Raw genomic sequence first — 25,845 nt, 5'->3', positions numbered from 1 at the left:
GGTTCGTCCAACCGTTCAGGCTGGATCCTCTCAGTCGCGCATCAGGGTCGATTTTCCGAACAGGCTTTCGACCAAGTCCACGGCCAGTTCGGCGGTGCTGTTGTGGTTGTCCAGCAGCGGATTGAGTTCGACGATATCCAGCGAGCCCATGCGGCCACTGTCGGCGATCATCTCCATCACCAGCTGCGCTTCGCGGTAGTTCACCCCGCCCGGGACGGTGGTGCCCACGCCCGGGGCAATACTCGGGTCGAGGAAATCGACGTCGAAGCTGACGTGCAGGTGGGTGTTCTCGTCGATGCCGGCCAGCGCCGCTTCCACGGTACGCTTCATGCCGTTCTCGTCGATGTAACGCATGTCGTAGACATCGACCTTGTGGGTCTTGATCAGGCGCTTTTCTTCCGGGTCCACCGAACGGATGCCGATCTGGTGCACCTGTGAAGGCTGGATCGCCGGCGAAGTGCCGCCCAGCCTGGTCAGCGCATCCGGGCCGAGGCCGCACAGGCAGGCCACCGGCATGCCGTGGATGTTGCCCGACGGGGTCACCTCACTGGTGTTGAAATCCGAATGCGCATCCAGCCACAGCACGCGCAGGTCCTTGCCCTGCTCGCGGCACCAGCGCGCGACGGCAGTGATCGAACCGATGCCCAGGCAGTGGTCGCCGCCCAGCATGATCGGCATGCGGCCGGCCTGCAGTTCGGCGTAGCTGGCTTCCATCAGCGCGTGGTTCCACGCCACCACCTCGTCCAGGTGGCGATAGCCCTGCACCGGCGCGGTCCACGGGTTGCGCGGGCCGTCCAGGTTGCCAAGGTCGCGCACGTCCACGCCGCGCGCTTCCAGTGCTTCAGGCAGGCCGGCCACGCGCAGGGCTTCCGGCCCCAGCCGGGCGCCGCGATGGCCCGCCCCGATGTCGGTGGGGACGCCGATCAGGGTAACGGCGGGATGATGGGCCATGGGTGCCTCCTGCGAACGAAAAAGAAGCACAGTCTAGCCAGACGCATGTGACACCACTCGCGGCGGTGCAGCAGGGCCATCGCATGGCATGATGCCGCGCGGACCCGACCGCCCTTCATGGAAGATTGCGATGTCGCCCTTCATCAACACCGCTTGGCCGCGCTTTTTCATCGGGGCGCTGCCCATCGCCGCTTTTGCGATTCTGTTGAGCAGCTCGATGGATGCGTCGCCGAATGGCTGGCTGATGCAGGCGACGCTCCTGCTGGTGCCGTTCTCGACCCTGGTATTCCTCGGGTTGGGTTGGCAGCGTCTGCGCAAGGCACACGCCGAATATCCGATTCTGAAGAGCGAGCCGCAGCGGATGCTGGCAGCGTTGATCGGCAACGTGAAGGTGGCGGCGCTGTGGTTTGGCCTGACGTTCGCCGGCATGTTCGCCCTGATGCTGGCGTGGGTAGTGCTGTACAACGCCGCCGGCTGACGGCACTTCGGGCCGTGCTCAGAGAATCGCCGACGACCACGCTTCGGTGCGGAACAGGCGCTTCTTCAGCATGTCGATCCGCCACTGCCCAGCCACGCGCTTGAGCACGAACAGGCGCTCGTAACGCAGCGCGCGGGATTTCTGTGCATGGTCACGTACCAGGACTTCGGCCTTGGAGGCCGTCGGCTGACCGACCGCGGCCAGCAGGTCCTCCGGCACGTGCACCGGCGGATTGCCCACCGACATGCCCGTGGAATACACCCGCTTCCGGTCGGTACACCAGGCCGCGAGGATGTCCGCGCGCTCCTGTTGGAATGCTGCACTACCGAGCAGGACTCCACCGACCTTGGCATCACGGTAACCACGCGTTTCCCACTCATTGCAGGCCAGCATATAGCCACGCACCACTGATGCCGGTTCCCCCTCTGCGGCCGGTTCAGGCCACGCAAGCGGCGGCGCCTCCTCCAACATCGGTGGCATCTGCGCGCCCGCTGCCTGCAGGCACTGCACCACAGCCGCATGCCCGCGCGCTTCGGCCAGCGACAGCGCATTATGTCCTTCGAAATCCACGCGTGCGACATCAGCACCGCCAGCCAGCAGCAGCTCAACCATCGGCAGATGACCGCCCTGCGCCGCCACCATCAGCGGTGTGCGATGCAGTTCCGGGGAGGCCGCGTCCAGCGAGGCGCCGCGTGCGATCAGCAGGCGTCCGATGTCTGCGTCGTTGCGCTCGGCCGCCCATCCCATTGCGGTAAAGCCCACCGCCGTGCAGGCGTGCTGGATGTTGGCGCCACGGTCCAAAAGCCGCAACACCGAGTCAGTCTTTCCGGCGATCACAGCCGAAAGCAGCGGAGTACGTCCGGTGCCCTTGTGCTGCCACTCGATATCGGCACCCGCATCCAGCAATGCGTCGATTCGGTCAAGATCCTGTTTCTCGGCTGCCTTGGCCAGAAGATGGGACATGGTGGTGCCGCCAGACGGGTGTAAGGGTGGTCACCTTAGGGCTGCAGGCACGATGAGCTCAACCCCCGCGGCGGCGAATCGGCGTCACGCTCTGCACCCGGCCGTCGTTGCGCATCATGCACAGGAAGCGGCCCTCGGGATAATCGATGATCAGTTCCTGGTAATCGGTTCCAACCGGCACCTGGGTCACCAGCGTGCCCTGTGCGCCTTTGCTTGCATTGCACGAACCGAGCGCGGTATCGCCCGCTGGCGCGTTGGCTGCAGCCTTGGACATGTTGCGGAACGTCGCGCGGCAGCCACCGTTGACCCAGACCGAATGCCGCGACAGGCCCCAGTTGCTGCCCTGCTCGCAACGGGTACGGCTGAGCTGGCGCACGATCTCCACGTTGCCACGCGTGTCCATGTCACAGGACACCTGGCGCTGGTCGGTGGATTCGCAGGTCACCTCGCGTGGCAGTGCTGCATCGTCATCGCGATCCTGATCACGGTGGTGCCTGCCCCCTTCCACGGCAGTCGCCGGCGTGCCGTTGTTGCTGACCTGGCAGATGCCGTTGGCGCCGCCGCGCCCGGTGTAGCTGACCTGTGGCGTACCGTCGTCACCGGTGCTGATTGAAAGCGTGGTGCCGCTGTTGGCATCGCGCGCTTCGAAATAGCGATCGTTGAAGCGCTTGAGGGTGGTCTCGCGGCCCTGCACGTAGACCGGCCCGCCCTCGTCTGCATGGACATCCAGCCCACCGGGGCAGCTGGCATTGAAGAACGGCACGGCGGCCATCGCCGGTGCTGTGAAGGCGCTGGCGAGCAGCGCGACGGTCAACGGCAAGCGGTGGCGGCGCATGGTCGGCTTCCTTGTGAGGAGTGAGCGGAGGGCGCCAGTATGGGGGCTGCCGGAGTTGCTCGACCGTGAGGAACATCAAGCAACCGATCACGGGCTGCAGACCACCGCCATCAGGCCAGCGCTATCATCGGGCGCATCACACGGACGTCCGGTATGCACACATGACAGCTCCACCCTTCGGCCACGCACAGCAGCAGCTGCTGGCGCTGCAGCAACGCATCCATGCCTTCACCCTGGACAGTGCCGCCGAGCATGAGCTGGACATCGAGGACCCAGCCAGCCCGCTCTGGGAAGCCCTACAGGAACGGGTGACCGTGGCGCCGTTGTACGGCGGCCTGCACGTGGAGTTCTTCGGCAACCCATGGGAAGAGCCATTCGCGTGGACGCTGGCCTGCCTGTCCGACCAAGGCGTGGCCGATGCGATCATGTCGCTGTCGTTCACCGGCCCGGACGAAGGGGCCAATGGCACGCGCGAGTGGGAGTTCACCGCGCTGCTGGACAGCGATGTGCGTTTCCCACGCCTGCGCTCGCTGTCGATCTCCCCCACAGAACCGGCCGACCACAACATGTCGCAGGTGCAGCGCGCGGGCACCATCATGGAGGAAGACGGCGAGATCGCCCGCTTCGTTTCCAGGGCGCCGTACCTCAGCGAACTGGTGGTGCCAAATGCACCGGACGCCGCGTTCTTCGAGGTGCCGCTGCCGCACCTGCACAGCCTGCGCATCGGCGGTGGCTCAGATACGCAGCGCTTCATCGACAACCTTGCCGGATCACGCAACCTGCCTGCCTTGGGCCTGCTGGATTTTTGCGAATCGACGGAGCTGCAATTCGTCTGGGCTGATGCGCGCGTGGCTGAAGCGGTCACGCCTTTCGAGGCCTATGAGCGCTTGTTCGCCAGCGATGCCTTCGATGCGCTGCATACCTTCCGGTTGCGCAACAGCGCGTTGGATGTGGCGCAGCTGCAGACGCTGCAGGCCATGCGCCCACGGTTGTCGTTCATGGTCATCCAGGCCGCGACGGGAGGCTATGTCAGCCATTTCGCCAAGGATGTGTTTCCGTGGCGACACCTGGTGACGGGTGATCCGGGAACGCGTTGATCGCACACGAACATTGCCAACTCACGCCACCTTCTTCACCTTCTTCGAAGTGGTCTTGCCTGGCTTGGTTTTGGACTTCGCCTTGATCGGCTTGCCGTTGCTGTCGACCGGTACCAGGCTCAGACGGAACCCGAGCGATCTGGCCAGCTTGCTGAGGTTGCCCATGGTTGGGTTTCCTTCTCCACGCAGCATCTTGTAGAGCGTTTCGCGGGCGATTCCCGTAGAGCGTGCAAGATCTGAGATGTTCCGTGCTCTCGCCACGATACCCAGTACGGATGCGATGAAGGCCGAGTCATCGGGAGCCTCTTCCAGCGCGGCTTCGATGAAAAAAGCGATGTCTTCTTCATCGCGCAGGTGTTCAGCAGCGTCCCAATCGTGCAGCTGTACTTTGTTGTTCATGACGGTCTGCCTCATCTTCTGTCGCGTATACGCTGCAGCCACGTGGTCAAAGCAGACTGGCGAGCTTGCGGGCCTGCTCGATGTCGCGTGACTGGCTGTCTTTGTCGCCGCCGCACAACAGGATGTAGGTAATCCCCGCGCGCTGCGTGTAATAGATGCGGTATCCCGGGCCGAAGTCGATTTTCAGTTCGGCGATACCGCCGGCGAGCACCCGGTGCTTGCCGGGATTACCCAGCGCCAGCCGTGTGATGCGTACAGCGATGCGCTGACGGCCCTGCTTGTCACGCAGACCGTTGAGCCAACTGTTGAACTCAGTGGTTGTCTGAATTCTCGCCACATGTCCACTATAATGGACACATGCGGCCATGGCAAATCAAGTGGGGAACGCCACTGGATTGCTTGCACTGATCGCAGACAGTGGATGGTGCCGCTTATCCGAATCGAACGGATGACCTACTGTTTACAAGACAGTTGCTCTACCAACTGAGCTAAAGCGGCACGGGGTGAAACGCCGACGGCAGCGCCGTGGTTTGGGAATTCTAGCGCAGTCGCGTGCATTCCAGCGACCGTTGCTGTGCGGCACCGCTGCGCTGCTGCGCCTGGGCCGGTTCGCTGCCGGTGGCCAGCTGCCCTTCCAGCCACCATTGGCCGGCATCACCGCTGGCCACCAGGCGCGGCTGGAAGCCAGCGGCCTGCACCGCGGCCATGCGCCGTTCGGCGCCCTCGCGGTTGCGGTACTGGCCCAGCGCAATGGCGTTGGTCTCGTCGCCCTGGCTGATGATGTAGTAGTCGCTCAGCCCGGCAGCGACGATGCGCTTGACCGTGGCCTGCGCGTCATCGCGGCTGGCGGCGGCGGGCAGCAGCACGCGGTAACGGGCGCTGCCGCTGGCGGCGGGCTGCTCGCGCAGGCGCACCTGGCTCAACAGGTTGCCCGCACGGCTCTGCGCAGCGGTGGCAGCGGCGCGGTCGGCGAACGGGCCCAGCGCCAGGCAGCGCGGCGGTGCTGCAGGGCCTGCGGGTTTCTCGGCCACCGGTTCCGGCGCTGGCTTGGCGACGGCGGCCACCGGCTCAGGCGCCTTCACTGGTTCGGCGGGCTTGCTGGGTGCTGCAGGTGTCGCCGCTGCCGGTGCGGGTGCAGCGGCCACTGCGGTAGCCGGCGCCGCCTCACGCTCCACCAGTGCTTCAGTGGGTGCCGCTGCCGAGGCCTGCGCGGCCACGGCCGCATCGGTGCCACCGGGCAACCAGCGCAGCTCGGCCACGCCGGTCGGGGGCGGTGGCAACGGCGCCCGCGCGGGTTCATCGCGCAACAGCCACCAGGTGGCAACACCAAGATTGAGGATCGCCAGCACGACGATCAGGGCACGGGTCAGCATGCGCCGATACTAGCCTGCGGGCTGGTGCACCGCCCAGCGGGCGAGGCCATCCAGCACCAGCGAGGGGTGGTAGTCGGCGCCGTCCAGCAGCGGCATCAGCGCGGGTGCGCCACCGCCATGCACCAGCAGCGACGGCATGACGCCCAACAGCGCCTGTGCCTGGCGGGCGCTGCGTTCAACCAGCGCCACGGCGGCACCATCGCAGCCGGAGGCCAGCGCATCGGCGGTGTCGTTGGCGAATTCGCTGTAGTCACCGCCGCTGGCCGGCAGCTGCACCGCGCGCGCGTGCAGCGCCTCGCGCATGGTGGTCGGCGAGGCGGAAATGCGTCCACCGTGATGCTGGCCGTTGGCATCAAGCAGGTCGATGGTCAACGCGGTGCCGACACCGACCACCAGCACCGGCCGCTGTGCCTTGGCGGCAGCCAGCAGCGCCAGGAAGCGGTCGACACCGAATTTTTCCGGCTTGGCGTAGGCAATGCGTACACCCGCACACTGGGCGCTGGTGCGCACTACATGCACGTGCTCGAAGCGACGCTGCAGCTGATCCAGCATCGCGCTGGTCAGCGATGGCGCGGCGACGCTGGCCACAAACGCGGTGCCGCCACTGGGCAGGCTGTGCGGCGGTTGCCCGGCCATGCCTTCGGCGCCATGCGCCCAGGCCTGCACATCACCGGCACGATCACCCTGCAACGGCGCGAACTTGAAGCGCGAATTGCCCAGATCGAACAACCAGTCGCTCATGCTTTTCTCACACTGACTTCGCCGGCATGCAGCAGGCGCTCGCGGCCATCGATGCGCACGCGCAGCGCGCCATCGTCAGCCAAGCCGAGCGCGGTACCGTGCTGCCATTCGCCATCCAGCTGCACGCGCACTTCGCGCCCGGCCAGCATGTCGAACGCTGCGTAACGCGGCAGGAACGGCGCCAGCCCTTCCCGGTCGAATTCCTCCAGCGCCGGCAGCAGGCGTGCCAGCACCGCCGCCACCACCGTGTTGCGATCCACCGACGCGCCGGCCAGTGTGTCCAGGTCCACCCACGGCTGGGTGATCTGTTCGGCGAAGGCCGGCGGCATGTGCACGTTGATGCCGATGCCGATCACTGCACGCGCCGGGCCGGCGTATTCGCCACCACCCTCGGCCAGCAGGCCCACCAGCTTGCGGCCATCGACCAGCACGTCGTTCGGCCACTTCAGCTGCGCCTGCGTGTAGCCCAGGTCGTGCAGGGCTTCGGCCACGGCGACGCCGGCGACCAGGCTCAACCCGGCCAAGCGGCCGAGGCCACCCTCGAACAGGCGCAGCACCGACAGATACACATGCGCGGCCAGCGGCGACGCCCAGGTGCGCCCGCGACGGCCACGGCCGCCAGTCTGGCGCTCGGCCAACAGGACGCTGACACCGCGCTGGGGCGCGCTGCAGCGCAGCAATTCGGCGTTGGTGGAGTCCACCGTCCAGGCCACCTGCAGGTCGTGCAGCAGTGCTGCGGCCTCCTTGGGCAGGCCGGCGCGGATGGCCCCGGCGTCCAGCAGGTCGACCGGCCGGGTCAGCCCGTAGCCCTCGCCTGCGCGCCCTTCAACCTCGACGCCAGCGGCCCTAAGCCCTTGAATTCGCTTCCAAATGGCGGCCCGGGTCTGGCCCAGCTCACGGGCCAGGGCGTCGCCGGACAGGCGACCGGCAGCGAGTTTGGCCAGCAATTGGCGATCGTCCACGGCAGCTTCCACAAGGTCAGGACGGAATTATGCGGGAAACCCGCCAGCGGCGCCCGCCGGCCCCGGTTCCGGCGGGCTTCCAATCTGGCGCCGGGTTCGGGCTAGAATCGGGAACTCACCTTCCCTTAACGTGGATGTCGTCAATGCGCCGTTATGCCCATTGCCTGATCCTGCTGACGATGCCCTTCGCGGCATCTGCCACAGCAGCGCTTGATGACAGCCGTGGCGCCTGCGTCTACTCGGCCAGCGATGCAGCCTCGCAGCGCACGCCGACCAACGCGCCGACAGCGACGGCCGCCAAGCCGGCACCGGTACGTCCGGCCGCCGCGACCAGCAGCGGCGGTGGCGGTGACGACGATGTACTGCAGCGCATCCGTGCGCCGAAGTGGCACAGCTACCTGCCGGGTATGTTCCGCTGATCAAGTCGTTGCTGCAGTGGCTGCGGCCCGCGCCGCGACCGATCGAAGACGCACACTGGAACGATGCCTGCCACCGCGCAGCGTGGTTGCGCGGCCTGGACGACGAACGGCATGCACGCCTGCGCGCGCTGACCACGCGCTTCCTGCATGAGAAGACCATTTCCCCGATCGGTGACCTGCAGCTGCAGCCGGCCGATGGCGTGCTGCTGGCTGCACTGTGCTGCCTGCCGCTGCTGGAGTTCGGCGAGGTGGGGTTGGAAGGCTGGTCGCAGCTGATCGTCTACCCCGATGCGTTCCGCGTGCATCGCAGCCATATGGACGCCGCCGGCGTACTGCACGAGTGGGATGACGAGCTGATCGGCGAGTCGTGGGACAGCGGTCCGTTGATTCTTTCGTGGGCCGATGTGCAGGCCGAGCTGGCGGCACCGCATGAGGGTTACTGCGTGGCCGTGCATGAGATGGTGCACAAGCTGGATGCGCTCGACGGTGCGATGGACGGCACGCCACCGTTACCGCGTGCGTGGCAACGCGAGTGGGCTGCTGACTTCCAGAAATCGTACGACGCGTTCTGTGCGCAGGTGGATGCCGGCGTGGAAACACTGATCGATCCGTATGCGGCCGAGGCGCCGGAAGAGTTCTTCGCGGTGGCCAGCGAGTACCACTTCTCTGCGCCGGACCTGCTGGCCGAAGCGTTGCCGGAGGTGGCTGCGCATCTGCGGCGGTTCTATGGTGAGCCGCCGGCAATGGTCGGGTGATTCATCCGTCCGCCGGGCATGGCCCGGCGCTACCCGAGGGTGTACGTAGACCGGTAGCGCCGGGCCGTGCCCGGCGGATCGGGTTGCAACGGATCGTTACGGCCCCGGCGGCAGCCGCACTTCGAAACGGGCGCCGCCCAGTTCGCTGGAACGGGACACCTGCAGCTCGCCGCGGTAGTCCTTGATCAGGTCCTGCACGATCGACAGGCCGATGCCGTGGCCCTGTACGCGCTCATCGCCGCGCACGCCACGCTGCAGCACCTTGCCGATGTCCTCCGGAGCAATACCCGGGCCATCGTCATCCACTGCCAGCAGCAGGCCGGCGCGACGCGCATTCGGCGCCGGCAACGGCTGCGCGGTCAGCAGCACGCGGCGCTTGGCCCACTTGAACGCGTTCTCCAGCAGGTTGCCCAGCAGCTCCTGCAGGTCGCCCGGTTCGCCGTGGAAGCGCGCGGCCGGGTCGATGTCGAATTCGCACAGCACGCCCTTGGACGCGTAGACCTTCTCCAGGCCGCGCACGATTTCCTCGGCGTTGGATTCGATCGGCAGCGGTGCCGAGAACAGCTTGTGGCCCGACGAGGCCGCGCGTGCCAGCTGGTAGGACACCAGGTTGTTCATGCGCTGCAGCTGCACGTCCAGCTCTTCGCGCAGGGCGCCATCGCCGGCGCCGCTGTCCATTTGCGTACGCAGCACCGCAATCGGCGTCTTCAGGCTGTGCGCCAGGTCGGCCAGGGTATTGCGCTGGCGTTCCAGGTTCTCACGCTCGCCCTCGATGAAGGCATTGATGCTGTCGGTCAACGGCTCCAGCTCGCGCGGGTGGCGTTCGCTCATGCGCTCGGTCTCGCCGCGCTGGACCTTGGTCAGTTCGGTGATCACCCGCCGCAACGGGCGCAGGCTCCACTGCAGGATGACTGTCTGCAGCAGCAGCAGGATCAGGCCGATGCCGCCCAGGTAGAACCAGACCCGGCTGCGGAACACGCGCAGCTGCGCACCCAGCGCGCGCGAGTCTTCCATCACGTAGATGGTGTACGGAAATTCGGTGGCCGGGTCGGCGTCGGCATCCCACACCAGGCCCAGGCCATAGCGATACACCGAGCCTTGGCTGCCGTCGATCTGGATCATCGGAAGCGGGCCTTCGAACACTTCCTGGCGCGGAGCCAGCAGGCCGCCGCCGACGGTGGGCAGCATCGGGCCTTCGGCGGACATCGAATTGCCCTTGCCGTCGGGCATGACGACCTGCAGGTACAGGCCGCTGCCGGGCACGTCGAAACGCGGATCCGGCGGCTGCTCGCGGATGTACAGCGAGCGGTCGCGGGTGAAGTCGATGCCGGCCGCATAGGCGGTGGCATAGTTCTTCAGGCGCTCGCGCAGGTTTGCCTTCGCCGTATCGGCGAAGGCGGCATCAAGCGCGTAACCGGCCAAGGCCAGGAACGCGACCAGACCCACGGACGCGGCGAACATCTGGCGCGCCTGCAGAGAGCGCGGCCGCCAGCGTCGGAAGAACCACAGACGGCCGGACATCGTTTATCGCCTGTTGAAGGCCTCAGCCCTCGTTACGCGGAATCGCGAAGCGGTAGCCACGACCGCGTACGGTCTCGATCGGCTTCAGTTCGCCATCCGGGTCCAGCTTCTTGCGCAGGCGGCCGATGAACACTTCCAGCACGTTCGAGTCACGATCGAAGTCCTGCTGGTAGATGTGCTCGGTGAGGTCGGCCTTGGAGACCAGTTCACCGGCATGCATCATCAGGTACTCCAGCACCTTGTACTCGTAGCTGGTGAGGTCGACATTGCTGCCGGCCACGCTGACGGTCTGCGCTGCCAGATCCAAGGCAACCGGACCGCATTCCAGGGTCGGCTTGCTCCAGCCGGCGGCGCGGCGCAGCAGCGCGTTGACGCGGGCCAGCAGCTCTTCCACATGGAACGGCTTGACCAGGTAATCGTCGGCGCCCTGCTTCAGGCCCTCGACCTTGTCCTGCCAGCTCGAACGCGCGGTCAGGATCAGCACCGGGAACTTCTTGCCTTCGTCGCGCAGGGCCTTGATCAGCTCCATGCCCGACATCTTGGGCAGGCCAAGGTCGATGATGCCGACGTCGAACGGCACTTCGCGGCCCATGTACAGGCCTTCTTCGCCGTCCTGCGCTGCATCGACGGCAAAACCTTCGCGCTTGAGCCGGGCTGCCAGGGTCTCACGCAGCGGGGCTTCGTCTTCGACCAGAAGGATACGCATGAACTCTCCCTAGTGTGCTGGGTGCGGCCCGGAGGCCTGTGGGTACGGGTTGATAGCGACAACTATCCCTGTTCAGGGGTTATCGCCGCGTAGTGATGACATATCCGACCGCGGCGTGCGCGGCTGTGAACGTGCCGGGGCGGGGTCATCCATGTAGCGGACCCGACCGCGGTCGTCCATGTATTTGACCCGGTTGATGTCACGACCATCGAACGGCACACGCTCGGCGCCCAGGATGTGGCCACCGGTGGTGCGCTGCACGCGGCGCACGGCATCGGACAGCGAGCGCTCGTTGCCTGCGCCACGGCCTCCACGCTCCATCATTTCTGCGCGCCCCTGTTCCCGCTGCGGGTCCTGCGCCAGCGCCGAAGACAGCGGGGCAGCCGCCAGGACCACGCAGGTGGCCAGGGCAATACAGCGGTGGAAGGGAGCGGAAGACATCGATGCGATCCTAGCCGAGCACGGCGATTCGTTCAAAAGTCGTAAATCCGGGCACCGGAATGGAACCCGGCGTTTTACAAATCTTTTGCAAATTCTTGGTTTCGGGCAGTGAATCCGGTCTGAACTTTTCCAGATGCTCCAGACCGTTGTTCAGCTAAGTGAACATTCGGGACGAAATGGCCGCCCTTGTCAAGTCAGGAATGTGACTGACGTCACGCAGCGGCGCGGTCGGCTTCGCGGTCGGCTTCGCGTTCGGTGACTGCCAGCGCCTGCTCGACCAGCGCCCAGTCGGCACCGGGGCGATGGGCACCCTCGCTCAGCACCTGGCGGAATGCGCGGCCGCCGGGCTGGCCGTGGAACAGGCCGAGGATGTGGCGGGTGATGTGCTTGAGGGCCAGGCCCTCGCCCAGGCGGGCGTCGATGTACGGGCGCAGGGCGCGCAGCAGCTCACCGCGCGGACGCAGCGGCGCGCCGGTCTGCAGCGCTTCCAGCTGATGCAGCAGGTAGGGGTCGTGGTAGGCCGCGCGACCGAGCATCACGCCATCGACGTGCGCGGCCTGCACCTGCACCGCCTCGATGCTGGCCAGGCCGCCGTTGAGCACCACCGGCAGTGCCGGGCGCTCCTGCTTCAGCCGGTAGGCCCAGTCGTACTTCAACGGCGGAACCTCCCGGTTCTCCTTCGGCGACAGGCCCTTCAGCCAGGCATTGCGGGCGTGCACCACCACCATCGTGGCGCCGGCCTCGACCTGGCGATCGACGAAACTGGCGAATACCTCGTAGTTGTCGTCTTCGTCCACGCCCAAGCGGCATTTCACCGTCACCGGGATGTCCACTGCCTCGACCATGGCCGACACGCATTCGGCCACCAGCACCGGCTCGCGCATCAGGCAGGCACCAAAGCGCCCGGCCTGCACGCGGTCGGACGGGCAGCCGCAGTTGAGGTTGACCTCGTCGTAGCCCCAGTCGGCGGCGATGCGCGCGGCCTGCGCCAGCAGCGCCGGATCGCTGCCACCGAGCTGCAGTGCCAGCGGCTGTTCGCTGGCATCGAAACCGAGCAGGCGCTGGCGATCGCCATGGATGACCGCATTGGCGTGCACCATTTCGGTGTACAGCCGCGCACCCGGCGCCAGCAGGCGGTGGAACACCCGGCAATGGCGGTCGGTCCAGTCCATCATGGGAGCGACGGACAGGCGCAGGGAATCAGCGTAACGGGCGGTGGCGGACGTCATCGGGCGGTTGATCGTGGAGACCGGCATTGCCAGTGAGATCAATAGTTTACACCGGGCGGATGAATGGCGGCGGGCAGCCGGGGATGCAGGCCGGGTTGCCGCTGCCGCCCTTGCGTGGGGATACTCGGTACGCGAGTTCCTGTTGCACCGCATCTGTTGGAAGGGAAGCCACAATGAAACCGACTGCATCCTCGCTGGCGGGCTCTGGCCTCGCCTGCCTCACCCTGCTGGCGGGACTGGCCTTGGGCAGTGGTTGCAGCAGCGTCCGCGACGCGCGCATCGCGGAGATCAAGCCCGGCCCACGATGCGACTTCACCGAAGGCGCCACCTTCGACAACCGGCCGTCCTACCTGTCGGCCGGACAGGAAAATGCGCCCATCGGCGCGCTTTCCAGGCTCTTTGGCGTCTACAACAAGGACATCCACCAGGTCACGATCCGCCAGGAGGCGAGCCGGCTGGTGGCCCGCTTCCATGCCGCCGACGGTACCGGCATCGAGGCTGAAGGCAGCACTTCCGGCAAGGGCTACAGCGCCGAAGGAGAACAGCTGGTCATCAACCGGTGGTCATCGTGCAAACCGGGCGAGGCCGGCGCCGGCTGCGTCTGGTCGCGCGTGGAACTGTCCTGCACGGTGGAAAACGATCTGGTGGTGAAGCAGGTGGACGGAGGCGCGGTCCTGCTGGCCCTGATCATCCCGATGGGCCAGCGCAGGACCCAGTTCGGGGTGTACCGGCGGGTCGACCCTGCAGAATGAATCGACAGAAGGCCCCGGGTCGTTGGGCCCGGAGCCTTCGGCCACAGTGCAGCAGGCTTACAGGCCGCGGTTGCGCACCTGCTCCTGCTGCTGTTCCTGCACGCGCTGGTTGAACTGGACATCCAGTTCCTCGGTCTGGCGGGTGCTGGCCTCGACCGACTGCGACACGGCCTGTCGGCTGTCGACGAAGGTGCGCTGCGCAGCCGGGTCGCCGACATTGCCCTGCACGGCGAACAAGCCGCTGCCATCCGGGCGTGCGACCACATGGTCGATCTGGCGCATGCCGGCGACCTTGCTCTCGTAGGCCAGCTGGCCGGCGGCGCGTTCGGTTTCCTGCGCATTGGCGAACAGCGGGCACAGGCCAGCCTGCACGCGCTGCTGCTGCAGCTCCTGTAGTTTCTCCAGGGCCTGGTTGAAGCGCGGATTCTCGGCATGCGAAGGATCGCGCATGCTGGGCGCTGCCGGTGCTGCCGGTTCGGCGCGTGCCGGGGCGGCGGCGGTCTGCGCGCCGGCCTTCACTGCGGCCGGGTCGTCCAGGCGCGCCAGGGTCTGGCGGCCGGCCTTGCCATCCTGCTCCAGGCCGTTGTTGGCCTGGAACTGCTTGACCGCTGCCAGCGTGTCCTTGCCGAAGATGCCATCGGTGCCCAGCGCCTTGCCGTCGGCGGCGGTGTAACCCAACGCGGCCAGCTTGCCCTGCAGCGCCTTGACCTCATCGCCGCGTTCGCCCTTCACCAGCATGCCGTCGGCCATCGGCGCCTGCTGCGTGGCGCGTGCGGCCTGCGCTGCTTCCGGCCCCTGCGCGTGTACCTTGCCGCCGAGGGTGATGCGGTCGTTGAGCATGTCGCCGAGGTAGCGGCGGAACTGCGCCGGCTCCACTTCGATATGCGCATGCACCGGTTTGCTGCCGGCGTTCGACTGCTGGATCAGCGGGGCGCCATACTCGACGAAGTCACCGTTCTTGTAGGGCGACGTGCCGGCGGCGCCGTGCAGCACCTGGCCTACCAGCTCACGGCGCGGATCGCCGGCCGGGTGGCTGTAGAGGCTGATCGAATTGGTCGCGTCCTTGTTGAACTGCGCGTAGCCGGCCACCGGGTTCGGAATCATCACATCGCGGCTGCCCAGGCGATCGGTGAGGATCAGGTCCTTGCGCACCAGCGGAATGTCATTCTTGTCCTCACGTGTGCGGATGTTCTCCATCTCGCCTTCGACCATGCCCGATTGGCGGTCGGCCTTGCGGGCATCGCCGGTGCGCACGGCTTCGGCATTGGTGTTGGGATGATGGATCTTCAGTTCGCGATAGGCCGTTTCGCCACTGATGCCGTGGGCCAGCGTGCGGTTGCTGGTGACATTGCCGTAGGGCTCGATCACCGTGATGCGGCCGCCACCGGGGGCGGCCGCCACCGGCGCACCATCCGTAGAGGGCGCCTTCGGCTCGTGGCGTTCTGGCGAGGATACCGATGGCGGTGCCGGTGTCTGTGCGGGTGGGCGAACCCCGGCGTTCAGTGCAGACAGCGTGTCACGCCCCGCCTTGCCATCTTCTTCCAGCCCATGCGCCTTCTGGAACTGACGCACCGCGTGGTAGGTATCGCTGCCGAAATCGCCGTCGGGCTTCAGCACCTTGCCATCCACACCGGTGTAGCCGGCCTGCGCCAGCTTCTGCTGCAGCGCGAGCACTTCATTGCCGCGTTCGCCCTGCACCAGCACACCGTCGGCCATCGGCGCACGCGCCGGGCGCGCGGCGGACTGACGATGCGCCGGCTCGCCGAACGCCTGTTCGTAGGTCTTGCCCTGGTACGGCTGCGGGTCGTGGTTGATCCTGTCGTAGCGCGCCAGCGCAACCAGCTCGGACTTTTCATTGAGCGTGCGCTCGCGCAGCGAATCCCACTGCTTGGGCGAGCTCTCGAAATGGCGCTGGACGTTGGCGTGCTTGTAATCCTGCACGGCCCTGACAATCTGCTCGTCACTCAGCTCGGACAGCTTGTAATCATCACCATAGGCTTGTTTCAGGCCATTCTGGAATACACCACGGGTCATGTTGCGATACTGCACCGACGTGCTCCACAGCGCGTCCTGCACGGCAGGGCCGCGACCTTGCAGGTCCACGCCGACCTTCTTCAGGCGATCCATCTGCACGTCGTAATACTGGTGCTGGATGAAATCGTGCTGTTCCTGGGCGAAGCCCTTTTCGTCGCGTGCGGCCACCGCTTTCCAGCGCTCGCTGAAGGCTTCCGTCGCAGGCTTCAGGCCGTGGAACTGGTCCGCATAGCGGGACGACTTCAGGTACTCGTCCACCCCGCCAACGGCGCTGGCGAACTGGTAGCTGCCATAGGACACGCCGCCATGGTCACCCTTGCCCGAGGAAATCCAGCCTGGACCACGGTTGTCGGTTTCAAAACGGGCGGAGGTCTGGCCGCGATGCCAGTGTTCCATCGCCTTCCTTGCATCGGTCACTACATCCATGTCGAAGGACTCCTCTCAGTTGGCAATGCGGTGGATTGAGGTCACTTGCTGCGTGCAGCGGCCTGCAGCTGGTCAACGCGGTTGGCCACGCGGTTGATGCGGCACGACTGCGCGTCCAGCCTCTGGCCCTGGCCATCGGTTTTGGGATCCCAGCGGCAATGGCGATTGGTGTCCGACCACCAGGCAGCCTGCGCATCCATCCAGTCATCCTTGGCCTTGCTGTCGGGACTTGCCACGACACCGGCGACGATCTCGGCCAAGCGGTTTTCCTGGTAACTCAACTCCTCGTCGCCACATGCCTGCAGGCGTGCTGTCACCGCTTCGCTGGCGTCCACGCAACGGGTGTACGCAGGACGCAGGTTGGCCTGGGTGTAGGAGGCATCGGGCAGCGGCGCGGGAAAGTCATCGGCATCCGCGTCGGCATCGGCGGCTGTAGTTGCAGGCGTCGCGCTGGCCGGTGTCGATGTGGCTGCCGGTGTGGGCTCATCTGCGCTGGCGGCAGCGGCAACCGTGGCGCTGTCGGCCGAAGGGGCCTGGCAGGCGCCCAGCAACAGGCACAGCACCAGCGCAATTCCGCGTCGGATTTCAAAGGCGGATCGATCAATGCGCGCAGGCGCGCTCAAGGCTTGCATTGCTTGCTTCTCCCTGGTGAGTCGCCGGGTGGGTCGGCAAAGAGGAGCCGTCCATCGGCCCCATCACGGTGAGGATGCTACGCCAGCGCAGAATGCCGGTGCCTGACTGAATTCAGGTTTCAGCCGGACATCAACGGCGCTCGCGCGCCTGCAGTTCCACCGCGCGGTTGGCGTAGCGGTTGATGAGGCACGACTGCGCGTCCAGCGCCTGGCCCACGCTCTCTGTAGCCGGGCTGCAGCGCTTGTCGGTGTCCTCGGCCCAAGTGGCCTGTTCGTCCATCCAGCGGTCCTTGGCCGGACTGTCGGGGCCGTTCATCAGGCGCGCCACTTCGGCCTGCAGCTGCGTCTGGTGGTAGGCCAGCTCGGTATCGCCGCAGGCCTGGATATGGTCGTTCATGCCACGGGCCTGCTGCACACAGCGGATGAATTCCGGGCGAAGCGTTGCCTGGGTGTAGGAGGTATCGGGCGGGCCGCTCTGCGCCATCAATGCGTCGGCACGGTTGGCCACGCGGAACAGGCGGCACTCCTGTGCCTTCAGGTCATCCACACCGGCATTGGTCGGAGCGGAGCAATGACGGTCGGTATCGCTGCGCCAGGTCGCCTGGGTGGCAAGGAACGCCTGCTTCGCAGCAGCGTCGAGCCCGGTCACAGTCTTGCTGGCACCCTCCTGCAGGCGCCCTTCCTGATAGGCCAGTTCATCCTTGCCGCAGGCCTGCAGCTTGCCCGCATCCTCCACGCCATCCACGCACCAGCCATAAGCCGGGCGCAGGCGACCGTCCGTGTAGGACGCATCCGGGTACCGAGAGGAATCACCGGTCACTGCATGGGGGGGCGCTGCCGGCGCTGCCGCGGCGAGCGGAACCGGAGCGGCCGCCGCTTCGGCCGATGCCGGGGTAGAAGGCGCCTGGCACGCGGTGAGCACCAGGCACAGGGCCAGCACCTTCCAGTACCGACGGCCGGAGGCGATCTGTTCATTGCCCCCATGGGCATCCATTACCTGCATTGCTTGCATCTCCCTTGCTTGTGGCCAGCGGGTGCCGGCCGGGAGGGTCCGTCCATCGGCCCCGATCACGGTGCAGATCCTACGACAGCGGCGGTTTCAGATGGCTGACTGAATTCAGCTTGCGCGGACGGCACCGCAGAAACCTGACGCGACCAACTTTGGAGCGGTGGTGGCCTGCTGCGACCGGCCACCACCGCTCCGTCACAGCTCGTTGGGCCGATCAGGCTGCACGATCGGCGCGTGCGTTTCGTAATCGGTCTGCTTCCAACCGCCCCCACCCTCTCCCGCAACCCACTGGAACGTCCAGGTTTCCACGAAGCCACCGGGAAGCTCATTGGTGATGGTGATCTTCTCACCGGCAGCACCCGAGGCCGGAAGCGGAACGGGAGGGGCCACTGCGGCAGAGGCCCAGGCATCGGAGGGGGGCCGGCGCTGCTGCACCGTAATCGTGCCCAGCTCCATCGTCCGCCGATCCGCATCCGGGATGCTGTCCAGCCACCGTGCGATCGCCGCCGCCTCAGCGGTTCCTGCGCGGTGGTGGGAAACATGTTCGATAACGATGCGGGGCGAGGTCGCAACCGCACTGGGCGATAGCGCCGTCAAGCCAAGACCCACTGCGGAGTACAGAAGTACCGGAAACACACGTATTGTGCTCATCTCTCGTCTTTTTCCGATCTGTGCCGAATGCACGAAATCACAGTGCATCCGGTGAAGGCAGGCCTCAATCAGAAAACTTGCAGACGAAAACAGCAAGCGGCCATCAGTGCGCGCTGCCCCTGCCCCCCACCTGTTCGATCAGCGTCTGGCTGGCCGCGTTGAGGCCGACAACACTGACTTCGGCGCCATGCGCGGTCAGCTTTTCCTGCGCGCGTTGCAGCGCGGCGACGGCAGTCAGGTCCCACAGGTGGGCCTCCCGCAGGTCGATCTGTACCTTCGGCGCCACGTGCTGGTAGTCGAACGCCGCACCCAGCTGTCCGGCGCAGGCGAAGAATACCTGGCCGCGCACGCGGTAGACCTGCATGTCCATGTCCGCAACGTCTTCGCGTTGCACGTCGAGCATGCGGCCCACCTTGCGGGCGAAGAACAGGGCAGACAACAGCACGCCGCTGAGTACACCCTTGGCCAGGTCGTGGGTGACCACGGTGACCACCACGGTCAGCAGCATCACTGCCGACGAGCTGCGCGGATGCGTGCGCAGGTCGCGCAGCGAGCGCCAGCTGAAGGTGCCGATGCTGACCATGATCATCACCGCCACCAGTGCGGCCATCGGGATCTGCCGCACCAGGTCGCTGCCGTACACCACCAGCACCAGCAGCAGCACGCCGGCCACCAGGCAGGACAGGCGGCCTCGCCCACCGGAGGTCACGTTGATCACCGACTGGCCGATCATCGCGCAGCCGGCCATGCCACCGAGGAAACCGGTGACCGTGTTGGCCAGGCCTTGGCCGACGCACTCGCGGTTGCGCTCACTGGGCGTCTCGGTGATGTCCTCGACAATCTGCAGGGTCATCATCGATTCGAGCAGGCCGACCACCGCCAGCGTGGCTGACACCGGCAGCAGGATGCGAAGCGTTTCCCAGGTGAAGGGGACATCGGGGATGAGGAAGTACGGCAGGCTGTCGGGCAGCTGGCCCATGTCGCCCACGCTGCGTACATCGATGCCGAAGCCGATGACCACGGCGGTGAGCACGACGATCGCCACCAGCGGCGAAGGCACTGCGCGGTTGATGCGCGGCAGCAGGTAGATGATCGCCAACGCGGCGGCGCACAGCACATACACGGTGGGGCCGCGGCCGATCAGCTCGGGCATCTGGGCCAGGAAGATCAGGATGGCCAACGCGTTGACGAAGCCGGTGATGACCGAGCGCGAAACGAAGCGCATCAGCGAGCCCAGCTTGAACACGCCGGCCAGCACCTGCAGCAGGCCGGCCAGGATGCTGGCGGCAAACAGGTACTGCAGGCCGTGGTCCTTGACCAGGTCGACCATCACCAGGGCCATCGCGCCGGTGGCGGCAGAGATCATGCCGGGGCGGCCGCCTGCAATCGCGGTGATGACGGCAATGGAGAAAGCAGCATACAGGCCGACCTTGGGGTCGACGCCGGCGATCAACGAGAACGCGATGGCTTCGGGAATCAGTGCCAGGGCGACGACGGTGCCGGACAGCAGATCACCACGGAGGTTGCCGAGCCATTGCTGGCGCAGGGGATAAGACGTTTGCATGGGAAAACTCCGCGCACACGCGGGCTGGGCCACGTGGCGCTGCAGTGAAAGACGCGGGTTCCTGAGCCGGTTGGGCCGGCTGCCGAGGGGCGGCAAGGTTCAGGGTGGCGTGATCACTGCAGTGCGTCGTCGGGGAGCGTGGAAGGGGCGCAGTCTACGGGAACATCCGCCGCCGGGGTAGCGAAGGCGCCCCCTGAAGGCAGCAGAGCATGGCTCCGCTCTACAATCGAGGCATGACCACTGACCGACCGCACTTCTTCGACCCCGCAACCGAGCAGGGTGTGCTGCGGCTGTCCATCGCCGCCTCGCTGCTGCTGGCCGCCGCCGCAGTGGTATTCGGCCTGCTGGCCAATTCGTCGCTGATCATCTTCGATGGCATCTACGGCCTGATCGACGTGGTGATGACGTGGCTGTCGCTGCTGGTCGCGCGGCTGATCGCGCTGTCCACCCAGACCGACGCAGTGCAGTCGCGTTTGAACCAGCGCTTCACCATGGGCTTCTGGCATCTGGAACCGATCGTGCTGGGAGTCAGTGGCACGCTGATGATCGGTGCGGCGTTGTACGCACTGGTCAATGCGGTCGATGCGCTGATGTCGGGTGGGCGACAGATCGCGCTTGGCCCCGCAATCATCTTCGCGGCACTGTCGATCGTGGCTGAAAGCGCGCTGGCCTGGTTCGTGCTGCGTGCGAACCAGCGCATCGGTTCGGAGTTCATCGCACTGGATGCGAAGAACTGGGTGATCGCCGCGAGCATGTCGGCCTGCTATCTGCTGGCCTTCCTCGGTGGCGTGCTGGTGCGTGGCACCTCGCTGGCGTGGGTCGGGCCGTACATCGATCCGGCCATCCTCGCCTTCGTCTGCGTGCTGGTGATGATCGCGCCATTGGGCACGGTGCGGCGCGCGCTGGCCGGCATCCTGCTGGTTACGCCGCCGGAACTGCAGGCGCATGTGGATGCGGTGGCGCGGGCGATTGTTGCAAAGCACGGTTTCGTCGAGCACCGCAGTTACGTGGCGCAGGTGGGCCGTGGCGAGCAGATCGAGCTGTTCTTCGTGGTGCGTGAGGACGATCCGCCGCGGCCCCTGCTGGAGTGGGATCACCTGCGTGACGAGATCGGCGATGCGCTGGGCGAATCGTCGCCGGACCGCTGGCTGACCATCATGTTCACCACCGACCGGGAATGGACGATCTAGGCCGGCAGGACGTTCAATCAAATTTTTCGGATTTATTGCAACCAAAGGTGTGCAGAATCCGGGCAAAGTAAGCTCCAACGCACTACCCACCCACTGATCAGGAGCATCCCGATGTCCATCGAAAAGGTTCTGTACACCGCCCAGGCCACCTCCACCGGCGGCCGTGAAGGCCGTTCCGTCTCGTCCGACAACGTGCTGGACATCCAGCTGTCGACCCCGCGCGAGCTGGGCGGCGCTGGCGGCCCGGGCACCAACCCGGAACAGCTGTTTGCTGCCGGCTATTCGGCCTGCTTCCTGGGCGCACTGAAGTTCGTCGCCGGCCAGGCCAAGGTCGCGCTGCCGGCCGACACCACCGTGACCGGCAAGGTCGGCATCGGCCAGATCCCGACCGGTTTCGGCATCGAAGCCGAGCTGACCATCAACGTGCCGGGCGTGCCGCGCGAGCAGGTGGAAGATCTGGTGCAGAAGGCACACATCGTCTGCCCGTACTCCAACGCGACCCGCGGCAACATCGACGTGACGCTGATCGTTGCCTGATGCGGTGATGCCGGCCAGCGGCCGGCACTACCAAGCGGCTGGGCAAAAAAATGGGCGGATGCCGGTCGAAACCGGGCATCCGCCCATCCCACCTTCGTTGTCCCGCAAGGGGGCATGAGGTTGCCGGCCAGCGGCCGGCACTACCAGGTCACTTTTCGCTCGTGATGAGCTGCACGACGCTGGAGAAATCCAGCTTGCCGCGGCCGGCCTGGTGGTTCATCGAGTACAGGTTGCGGGCCACTTCGCCCAGCGGGATCGAGGCGCCGACGCTCATCGCCGCCTCCACCGCCAAGCCCATGTCCTTCAGCATCAGATCGCTGCCGAAGCCGCCGCTGTAACCGCGCGACGCCGGCGCGTTTTCCAGCACGCCCGGCCACGGGTTGCACACTTCGGTGGCCCAGCTGCGGCCGGTGCTGACCGCCATCATCTGCGACAGCACCTTCGGGTCCAGCCCGTGCGCCACGCCCAGGGCGATGGCTTCGCCGGTGACAGCCATGATCACGCCCAGCGCCATGTTGTTGCACAGCTTGGCGACCTGGCCGGCGCCACTGGCGCCCACATGGAAGATGTTCTTGCCCATCGCCTGCAGCACCGGGCGGGCGCGTTCAAGCGCGTCCTCTTCGCCACCGACGATGAAGGTCAGCGTGCCGGCCTGTGCGCCGGCAGTGCCACCGGACACCGGCGCGTCGATCATCTGCAGGCCACGTGCGGCGGCCGCTTCGGATACCTTGCGCGCGCTGGCCGGGGCAATCGTGCTGCAGTCGATGACCAGCGCACCGGCGGGAATCGCGGCAAGGATGCCGTCATCACCCAGGTACACGCCTTCAACATGGCGACTGGCCGGCAGCATCGAGATCACCACCTCGGCATCGGCCAGGGTCTCGCGTGCCGATGCCGCTGCGCTGGCACCCGCGTCGACCGCCGCCTGCACCGCGGCAGGCACCAGATCGAACACACGTACGGTGTGGCCGTTCTTGACCAGATTGGCGGCCATCGGGCCACCCATGTTGCCCAACCCAATGAATGCAACGCGGCTCATGCAAGGCTCCTTTCAGCGACAGGGGTACCCAGGTCGGCCAGCGGATGCGCGGCATCGGCCCAGGGAGAAGCGAAGAACGTATCGGCCCATGCGCGGTCGGCATCGGCCAGCGTGGCCGGGTTCCACGAGGGATTGCGGTCCTTGTCGATCAGCAGCGCGCGGATGCCTTCAGCAAAATCACCATGCGCGGCGCAATGCAGGGCGGTGATGTATTCCAGCCGGTACACGCTGGCCAGATCCTGGCCGGCGCTGCGGCGCTGCAGTTCGAAGGCCAACCGTGCCGAACCCGGCGCACCGGCGGCAAGGGTCTTCTGTGCGGCCTGCAGCCACGCGTCATCGGTCTGCAAGGTGCTGATGCGTTCGACGATGGCGGCCAGATCATCGCCTGCGCACAGCGCATCGACCTGCGTAGCGTTGGCCAGCAGCGGGCCGGTAGCCGCATCGCTGGCAAACGACAGCAGCAGCTGTGACAGGCGCTCGTGGTTGCGTGCGGCATCGGTCGACCACGCGACCTGCAGCAGCGCGTCGAACACCGCACTGCGGCGTTCCTCGGTCACATGCACGTCGGCCAGGCCGGCATAGATCGCATCGCCCGGGTTGAGCAGCGCACCGGTCAGGGCCAGGAACAGGCCACCGTTGCCCGGCACGCGCGGCAGCAGCCAGCTGCCACCCACGTCAGGGAACAGGCCCACGGTGATTTCCGGGAAGGCCAGCTTGGAGCGTTCGCTGACCACGCGGTGGCTGGCACCGGACATCAGGCCAATGCCGCCGCCCATCACGATGCCGTGGCCCCAGCACAGGATCGGCTTGGCGTAGGTATGGATCAGGTAGTCGACGCGGTACTCGACGTCGAAGAACTCGGCGGCGTAGTCATTCCTGCGGATATCGTTTTGGCCGGCGTCGCGGTAGGCACGCATGCTCTGGTACAGGCTGTGCAGGTCACCGCCGGCGCAGAACGCCTTCTCACCGGCGCCCTGCAGCACCACCATGGCGATGCCGTCGTCGTCGGCCCAGGCATTCAACTGCTTCAGCAGCAGGTGCGCCATCGGCAGCGAGAAGCCATTGAGCGTGCGCGGTGCGTTCAGCGTGGCGATGCCGATGCGCGTGCCGTTGCCGGCCACGCGCTCTTCGAACAGCACCGGTGCTTGCTCGGCAACGGTGTCGGTGGTCATGCGTTCTTCCACTGCGCGGCGCGCTTTTCAAGGAAGGCACTCACGCCCTCGACCTGGTCAGCGGTGTCGAACAGATCGACGAAGGCCTCGCGCTCGGCCACCAGCGCCGACGCATGGGTGCCGGTGCGCGTGGACTGCACCAACGTCTTGCAGGCGGCAATGCTGGTCGGGCTCTGCTTGCCGGCCTTCTTCGCCCATTCCAGTGCCAGCGCCTTGGCTTCGCCCTTGCCGACCTTTTCTTCGGCAAGACCAATCCGCACGGCGGTTTCGGCGTTGATGCGCTCGCCGAGCAGGATCATGCGCTTGGCCCAACCCTCGCCGACCAGGCGCGGCAGGTTCTGGGTGCCACCGGCGCACGGCAGCAGGCCGACGGTGGCCTCCGGCAGCGCAACCTGGGCGTGGTCTTCGATGATGCGCAGGTCGCAGGCCAGCGCGCACTCCAGGCCGCCGCCCATGGCGTAGCCGTTGATCGCAGCGATCGACACCCCACGGAACGCGGACAGCGCCTCGAAGGCTTCGCCGAAACGGCGTGCCGCTTCGCGTGCGGCAGCCTTGTCGCCGGAAGCGAACTGGTTGAGGTCGGCCCCCGCGGAGAAGAACTTCTCGCCATCACCGGTGATCACCAGCGCGTAGATGTCGCGGTCTGCATTGAGCGCGCCCACCAGGTCGCGCAGCGCCGACAGGCTGTGCACGGTCCAGGTATGCGCCGGCGGGTTGTTCAGGGTGACCACGGCGGTGTGGCCATCGGCCTCGACCTTCAGGCCAACGTGCTCCTGGGTACGCCAATCCTTCATCGCAGTTCCTCTTCGGTATTTAGCAGGTGACGGGCAACGATCACCCGCATGATCTCGTTGGTGCCTTCCAGGATCTGGTGCACGCGGCTGTCGCGCAGCAGGCGTTCGATCGGATATTCACGGATGTAGCCGTAGCCCCCGTGGATCTGCAGGGCTTCGTTGCAGATGGTGAAGCCGGCATCGGTGGCGAAACGCTTGGCCATCGCGCACCACACGTTGGCATCGCTGGCACCGGCATCGAGCTTGCGCGCAGCGGTATGCACCATCTGCCGCGCGGCAACCAGCTCGATGGCCATGTCGGCCAGCTTGAACTGCAGCGCCTGGAATTCGGACAACGCCTTGCCGAACTGGCGGCGCTCGCCCATGTAGCGGCGTGCGGCATCCAGCGCGCCCTGCGCAGCACCCAGCGAGCACGCGGCGATGTTGATGCGGCCACCATCGAGCCCCTTCATCGCCAGCTTGAAGCCGCCGCCTTCCTCTCCCAGAAGGTGGCTGACCGGTACGCGGACGTTTTCGAAGGTGATGCCGCGGGTGGGCTGGCTGTTCCAGCCCATCTTCTCTTCCTTGCGGCCATAGCTGATGCCCGGCAGGTCGGCCGGCACCGCGATCGCGCTGACCCCGCCTGCACCGGCACCGCCGGTACGTGCCATCACCACCAGCAGCTCGGTGGCACCGGCGCCGGAAATGAAGGCCTTGGAGCCATTCAACACGTAGAAGTCGCCATCGCGCACGGCGGTGGTCTTCAGCGAGGCTGCATCCGAACCGGCGCCCGGCTCGGTCAAGCAGTACGAGGCCAGTTTGCTGCCAGAAGACAGGTCATTGCCCCACGCATCGCGCAGCGCCGGCTGGCCCCACTTGGAGACCATCCACGAGGCCATGTTGTGGATGCTGATATAGGCCGCGGTCGACGGGTCGACGTTGGCGAGCTCCTCGATGACGACGGCGGCGTCCAGTCGGCTCAGGCCGCTGCCGCCCACTTCCGGGTCCATGTACAGACCGCAGAAGCCCAGTTCACCGGCCTTGGCGATCGCCTCGCGCGGAAAGATGCCCTCCGCATCCCATCGCGCGGCGTGCGGCGCCAGTTCGGCCTGTGCGAAGTCACGCGCCGCTTCGCGGTACGCCTGCTGCGCTTCTTCCTGTTCCGTCGTCATCGAGTGGCTCATGGCTGCTCCCTG

The 25,845-nt window shown here is 66.3% G+C and carries 28 protein-coding genes and 1 tRNA gene; 7 read left to right on the top strand and 22 right to left on the bottom strand.

The window, feature by feature from the left end; translation table 11 throughout:
* Window positions 1-30: 30 nt before the first annotated feature.
* Window positions 31-951, bottom strand: a complete 921-nt coding sequence (rocF, locus tag CLM74_RS01325) for an arginase (RefSeq protein WP_032978254.1) — start codon at window positions 949-951, stop codon at window positions 31-33.
* A 130-nt stretch (window positions 952-1,081) separates the two neighbouring features.
* Between rocF and CLM74_RS01320 the strand changes: the two genes are divergently transcribed.
* Window positions 1,082-1,429: a hypothetical protein gene (locus CLM74_RS01320; RefSeq protein ID WP_088100734.1), complete on the top strand. Its 348-nt coding sequence runs from the start codon at window positions 1,082-1,084 to the stop codon at window positions 1,427-1,429.
* 18 nt (window positions 1,430-1,447) lie between these two features.
* On the opposite strand, the gene CLM74_RS01315 is transcribed toward CLM74_RS01320, so the two are convergent.
* Window positions 1,448-2,392, bottom strand: coding sequence for an ankyrin repeat domain-containing protein (locus CLM74_RS01315; protein ID WP_088100735.1), 945 nt, complete (start codon window positions 2,390-2,392; stop codon window positions 1,448-1,450).
* Between the two features lie 58 nt (window positions 2,393-2,450).
* Window positions 2,451-3,227 carry a DUF3011 domain-containing protein gene (locus tag CLM74_RS01310; protein WP_105163276.1) on the bottom strand — a complete coding sequence of 259 codons (777 nt, stop codon included), beginning with the start codon at window positions 3,225-3,227 and terminating at the stop codon, window positions 2,451-2,453.
* Window positions 3,228-3,388: 161 nt separating this feature from the next.
* Here CLM74_RS01310 and CLM74_RS01305 point away from each other — a divergent pair, with 161 nt between their 5' ends.
* Window positions 3,389-4,324: a hypothetical protein gene (locus tag CLM74_RS01305; protein WP_105163275.1), complete on the top strand. Its 936-nt coding sequence runs from the start codon at window positions 3,389-3,391 to the stop codon at window positions 4,322-4,324.
* A 21-nt stretch (window positions 4,325-4,345) separates the two neighbouring features.
* Here the strand turns inward: CLM74_RS01305 and CLM74_RS01300 are convergent, their stop codons facing one another.
* From CLM74_RS01300 to birA, 6 genes are all read right to left on the bottom strand, one after another.
* A complete protein-coding gene (locus CLM74_RS01300) occupies window positions 4,346-4,723 on the bottom strand; it encodes an addiction module antidote protein (protein ID WP_025878326.1) in 378 nt (125 codons plus the stop codon).
* 46 nt (window positions 4,724-4,769) lie between these two features.
* Window positions 4,770-5,090, bottom strand: coding sequence for a type II toxin-antitoxin system RelE/ParE family toxin (locus CLM74_RS01295; RefSeq protein ID WP_059064042.1), 321 nt, complete (start codon window positions 5,088-5,090; stop codon window positions 4,770-4,772).
* Window positions 5,091-5,145: 55 nt separating this feature from the next.
* Window positions 5,146-5,221, bottom strand: a tRNA-Thr gene (locus tag CLM74_RS01290).
* 41 nt (window positions 5,222-5,262) lie between these two features.
* Window positions 5,263-6,096, bottom strand: coding sequence for an SPOR domain-containing protein (locus CLM74_RS01285; RefSeq protein ID WP_105163274.1), 834 nt, complete (start codon window positions 6,094-6,096; stop codon window positions 5,263-5,265).
* A gap of 9 nt (window positions 6,097-6,105) precedes the next feature.
* Window positions 6,106-6,837, bottom strand: a complete 732-nt coding sequence (locus CLM74_RS01280) for a type III pantothenate kinase (protein WP_025878323.1) — start codon at window positions 6,835-6,837, stop codon at window positions 6,106-6,108.
* Window positions 6,834-7,799, bottom strand: a complete 966-nt coding sequence (gene birA / locus CLM74_RS01275) for a bifunctional biotin--[acetyl-CoA-carboxylase] ligase/biotin operon repressor BirA (protein WP_093820899.1) — start codon at window positions 7,797-7,799, stop codon at window positions 6,834-6,836. The genes CLM74_RS01280 and birA overlap by 4 nt, the downstream gene beginning before the upstream one ends.
* Before the next feature lie 143 nt (window positions 7,800-7,942).
* Here birA and CLM74_RS01270 point away from each other — a divergent pair, with 143 nt between their 5' ends.
* Window positions 7,943-8,218, top strand: a complete 276-nt coding sequence (locus CLM74_RS01270; protein ID WP_025878320.1) for a hypothetical protein — start codon at window positions 7,943-7,945, stop codon at window positions 8,216-8,218.
* Window positions 8,185-8,973, top strand: coding sequence for a M90 family metallopeptidase (locus tag CLM74_RS01265; protein WP_199776067.1), 789 nt, complete (start codon window positions 8,185-8,187; stop codon window positions 8,971-8,973). The genes CLM74_RS01270 and CLM74_RS01265 overlap by 34 nt, the downstream gene beginning before the upstream one ends.
* 96 nt (window positions 8,974-9,069) lie before the next feature.
* On the opposite strand, the gene CLM74_RS01260 is transcribed toward CLM74_RS01265, so the two are convergent.
* The 4 genes from CLM74_RS01260 to dusA form a co-directional block, all read right to left on the bottom strand.
* Window positions 9,070-10,494, bottom strand: a complete 1,425-nt coding sequence (locus CLM74_RS01260) for a sensor histidine kinase (protein WP_032978238.1) — start codon at window positions 10,492-10,494, stop codon at window positions 9,070-9,072.
* Window positions 10,495-10,516: 22 nt separating this feature from the next.
* Window positions 10,517-11,200 carry a response regulator transcription factor gene (locus tag CLM74_RS01255; RefSeq protein WP_004136763.1) on the bottom strand — a complete coding sequence of 228 codons (684 nt, stop codon included), beginning with the start codon at window positions 11,198-11,200 and terminating at the stop codon, window positions 10,517-10,519.
* Between the two features lie 72 nt (window positions 11,201-11,272).
* Window positions 11,273-11,641, bottom strand: a complete 369-nt coding sequence (locus CLM74_RS01250; RefSeq protein ID WP_033832803.1) for a hypothetical protein — start codon at window positions 11,639-11,641, stop codon at window positions 11,273-11,275.
* 212 nt (window positions 11,642-11,853) lie between these two features.
* Entirely contained in the window at window positions 11,854-12,897 is a 1,044-nt protein-coding gene (gene dusA / locus CLM74_RS01245) for a tRNA dihydrouridine(20/20a) synthase DusA (protein ID WP_105163272.1), read from the bottom strand.
* A 146-nt stretch (window positions 12,898-13,043) separates the two neighbouring features.
* Here dusA and CLM74_RS01240 point away from each other — a divergent pair, with 146 nt between their 5' ends.
* Window positions 13,044-13,622: a hypothetical protein gene (locus tag CLM74_RS01240; RefSeq protein WP_105163271.1), complete on the top strand. Its 579-nt coding sequence runs from the start codon at window positions 13,044-13,046 to the stop codon at window positions 13,620-13,622.
* 57 nt (window positions 13,623-13,679) lie between these two features.
* Here CLM74_RS01240 and CLM74_RS01235 read toward each other — a convergent pair whose 3' ends face one another.
* The 5 genes from CLM74_RS01235 to CLM74_RS01215 form a co-directional block, all read right to left on the bottom strand.
* The gene (locus CLM74_RS01235; protein WP_105163270.1) at window positions 13,680-16,082 is read right to left on the bottom strand and encodes a peptidoglycan-binding protein; all 2,403 of its coding nucleotides are present in this window, start codon (window positions 16,080-16,082) and stop codon (window positions 13,680-13,682) included.
* Window positions 16,083-16,123: 41 nt separating this feature from the next.
* Window positions 16,124-16,714 (bottom strand): lysozyme inhibitor LprI family protein, encoded by a 591-nt coding sequence (locus CLM74_RS01230; RefSeq protein ID WP_105163269.1) that lies wholly within the window; start codon window positions 16,712-16,714, stop codon window positions 16,124-16,126.
* Window positions 16,715-16,844: 130 nt separating this feature from the next.
* Window positions 16,845-17,708 (bottom strand): lysozyme inhibitor LprI family protein, encoded by an 864-nt coding sequence (locus tag CLM74_RS01225; RefSeq protein ID WP_105163268.1) that lies wholly within the window; start codon window positions 17,706-17,708, stop codon window positions 16,845-16,847.
* 210 nt (window positions 17,709-17,918) lie between these two features.
* Window positions 17,919-18,470, bottom strand: coding sequence for a hypothetical protein (locus CLM74_RS01220; RefSeq protein ID WP_234003408.1), 552 nt, complete (start codon window positions 18,468-18,470; stop codon window positions 17,919-17,921).
* A gap of 7 nt (window positions 18,471-18,477) precedes the next feature.
* Entirely contained in the window at window positions 18,478-19,938 is a 1,461-nt protein-coding gene (locus tag CLM74_RS01215) for a SulP family inorganic anion transporter (protein ID WP_105163267.1), read from the bottom strand.
* Between the two features lie 209 nt (window positions 19,939-20,147).
* Here CLM74_RS01215 and CLM74_RS01210 point away from each other — a divergent pair, with 209 nt between their 5' ends.
* Both CLM74_RS01210 and CLM74_RS01205 read left to right on the top strand, forming a co-directional pair.
* Window positions 20,148-21,128, top strand: coding sequence for a cation transporter (locus CLM74_RS01210; RefSeq protein WP_105163266.1), 981 nt, complete (start codon window positions 20,148-20,150; stop codon window positions 21,126-21,128).
* Between the two features lie 111 nt (window positions 21,129-21,239).
* Entirely contained in the window at window positions 21,240-21,665 is a 426-nt protein-coding gene (locus tag CLM74_RS01205) for an organic hydroperoxide resistance protein (protein WP_065724136.1), read from the top strand.
* A gap of 148 nt (window positions 21,666-21,813) precedes the next feature.
* Here CLM74_RS01205 and mmsB read toward each other — a convergent pair whose 3' ends face one another.
* From mmsB to CLM74_RS01185, 4 genes are read right to left on the bottom strand one after another with little or no spacing between them, the layout of a single operon-like run.
* Window positions 21,814-22,704 carry a 3-hydroxyisobutyrate dehydrogenase gene (mmsB, locus tag CLM74_RS01200; RefSeq protein ID WP_025875740.1) on the bottom strand — a complete coding sequence of 297 codons (891 nt, stop codon included), beginning with the start codon at window positions 22,702-22,704 and terminating at the stop codon, window positions 21,814-21,816.
* Window positions 22,701-23,876 carry an enoyl-CoA hydratase/isomerase family protein gene (locus tag CLM74_RS01195; protein ID WP_059064020.1) on the bottom strand — a complete coding sequence of 392 codons (1,176 nt, stop codon included), beginning with the start codon at window positions 23,874-23,876 and terminating at the stop codon, window positions 22,701-22,703. Before CLM74_RS01195 ends, mmsB begins: the two co-directional genes overlap by 4 nt.
* Complete coding sequence (locus tag CLM74_RS01190) at window positions 23,873-24,670, bottom strand: enoyl-CoA hydratase (RefSeq protein WP_059064019.1); 798 nt, start codon at window positions 24,668-24,670, stop codon at window positions 23,873-23,875. The genes CLM74_RS01195 and CLM74_RS01190 overlap by 4 nt, the downstream gene beginning before the upstream one ends.
* Entirely contained in the window at window positions 24,667-25,833 is a 1,167-nt protein-coding gene (locus CLM74_RS01185) for an acyl-CoA dehydrogenase family protein (RefSeq protein WP_025875746.1), read from the bottom strand. Before CLM74_RS01185 ends, CLM74_RS01190 begins: the two co-directional genes overlap by 4 nt.
* Between the last annotated feature and the right edge of the window lie 12 nt (window positions 25,834-25,845).

This window comes from Stenotrophomonas sp. MYb57, from assembly GCF_002966815.1.
GTDB classification, from domain to species: domain Bacteria; phylum Pseudomonadota; class Gammaproteobacteria; order Xanthomonadales; family Xanthomonadaceae; genus Stenotrophomonas; species Stenotrophomonas indicatrix.
Note: the sequence above shows the minus strand (reverse complement) of the source record. Positions and strands in the feature narration are given on the sequence as shown.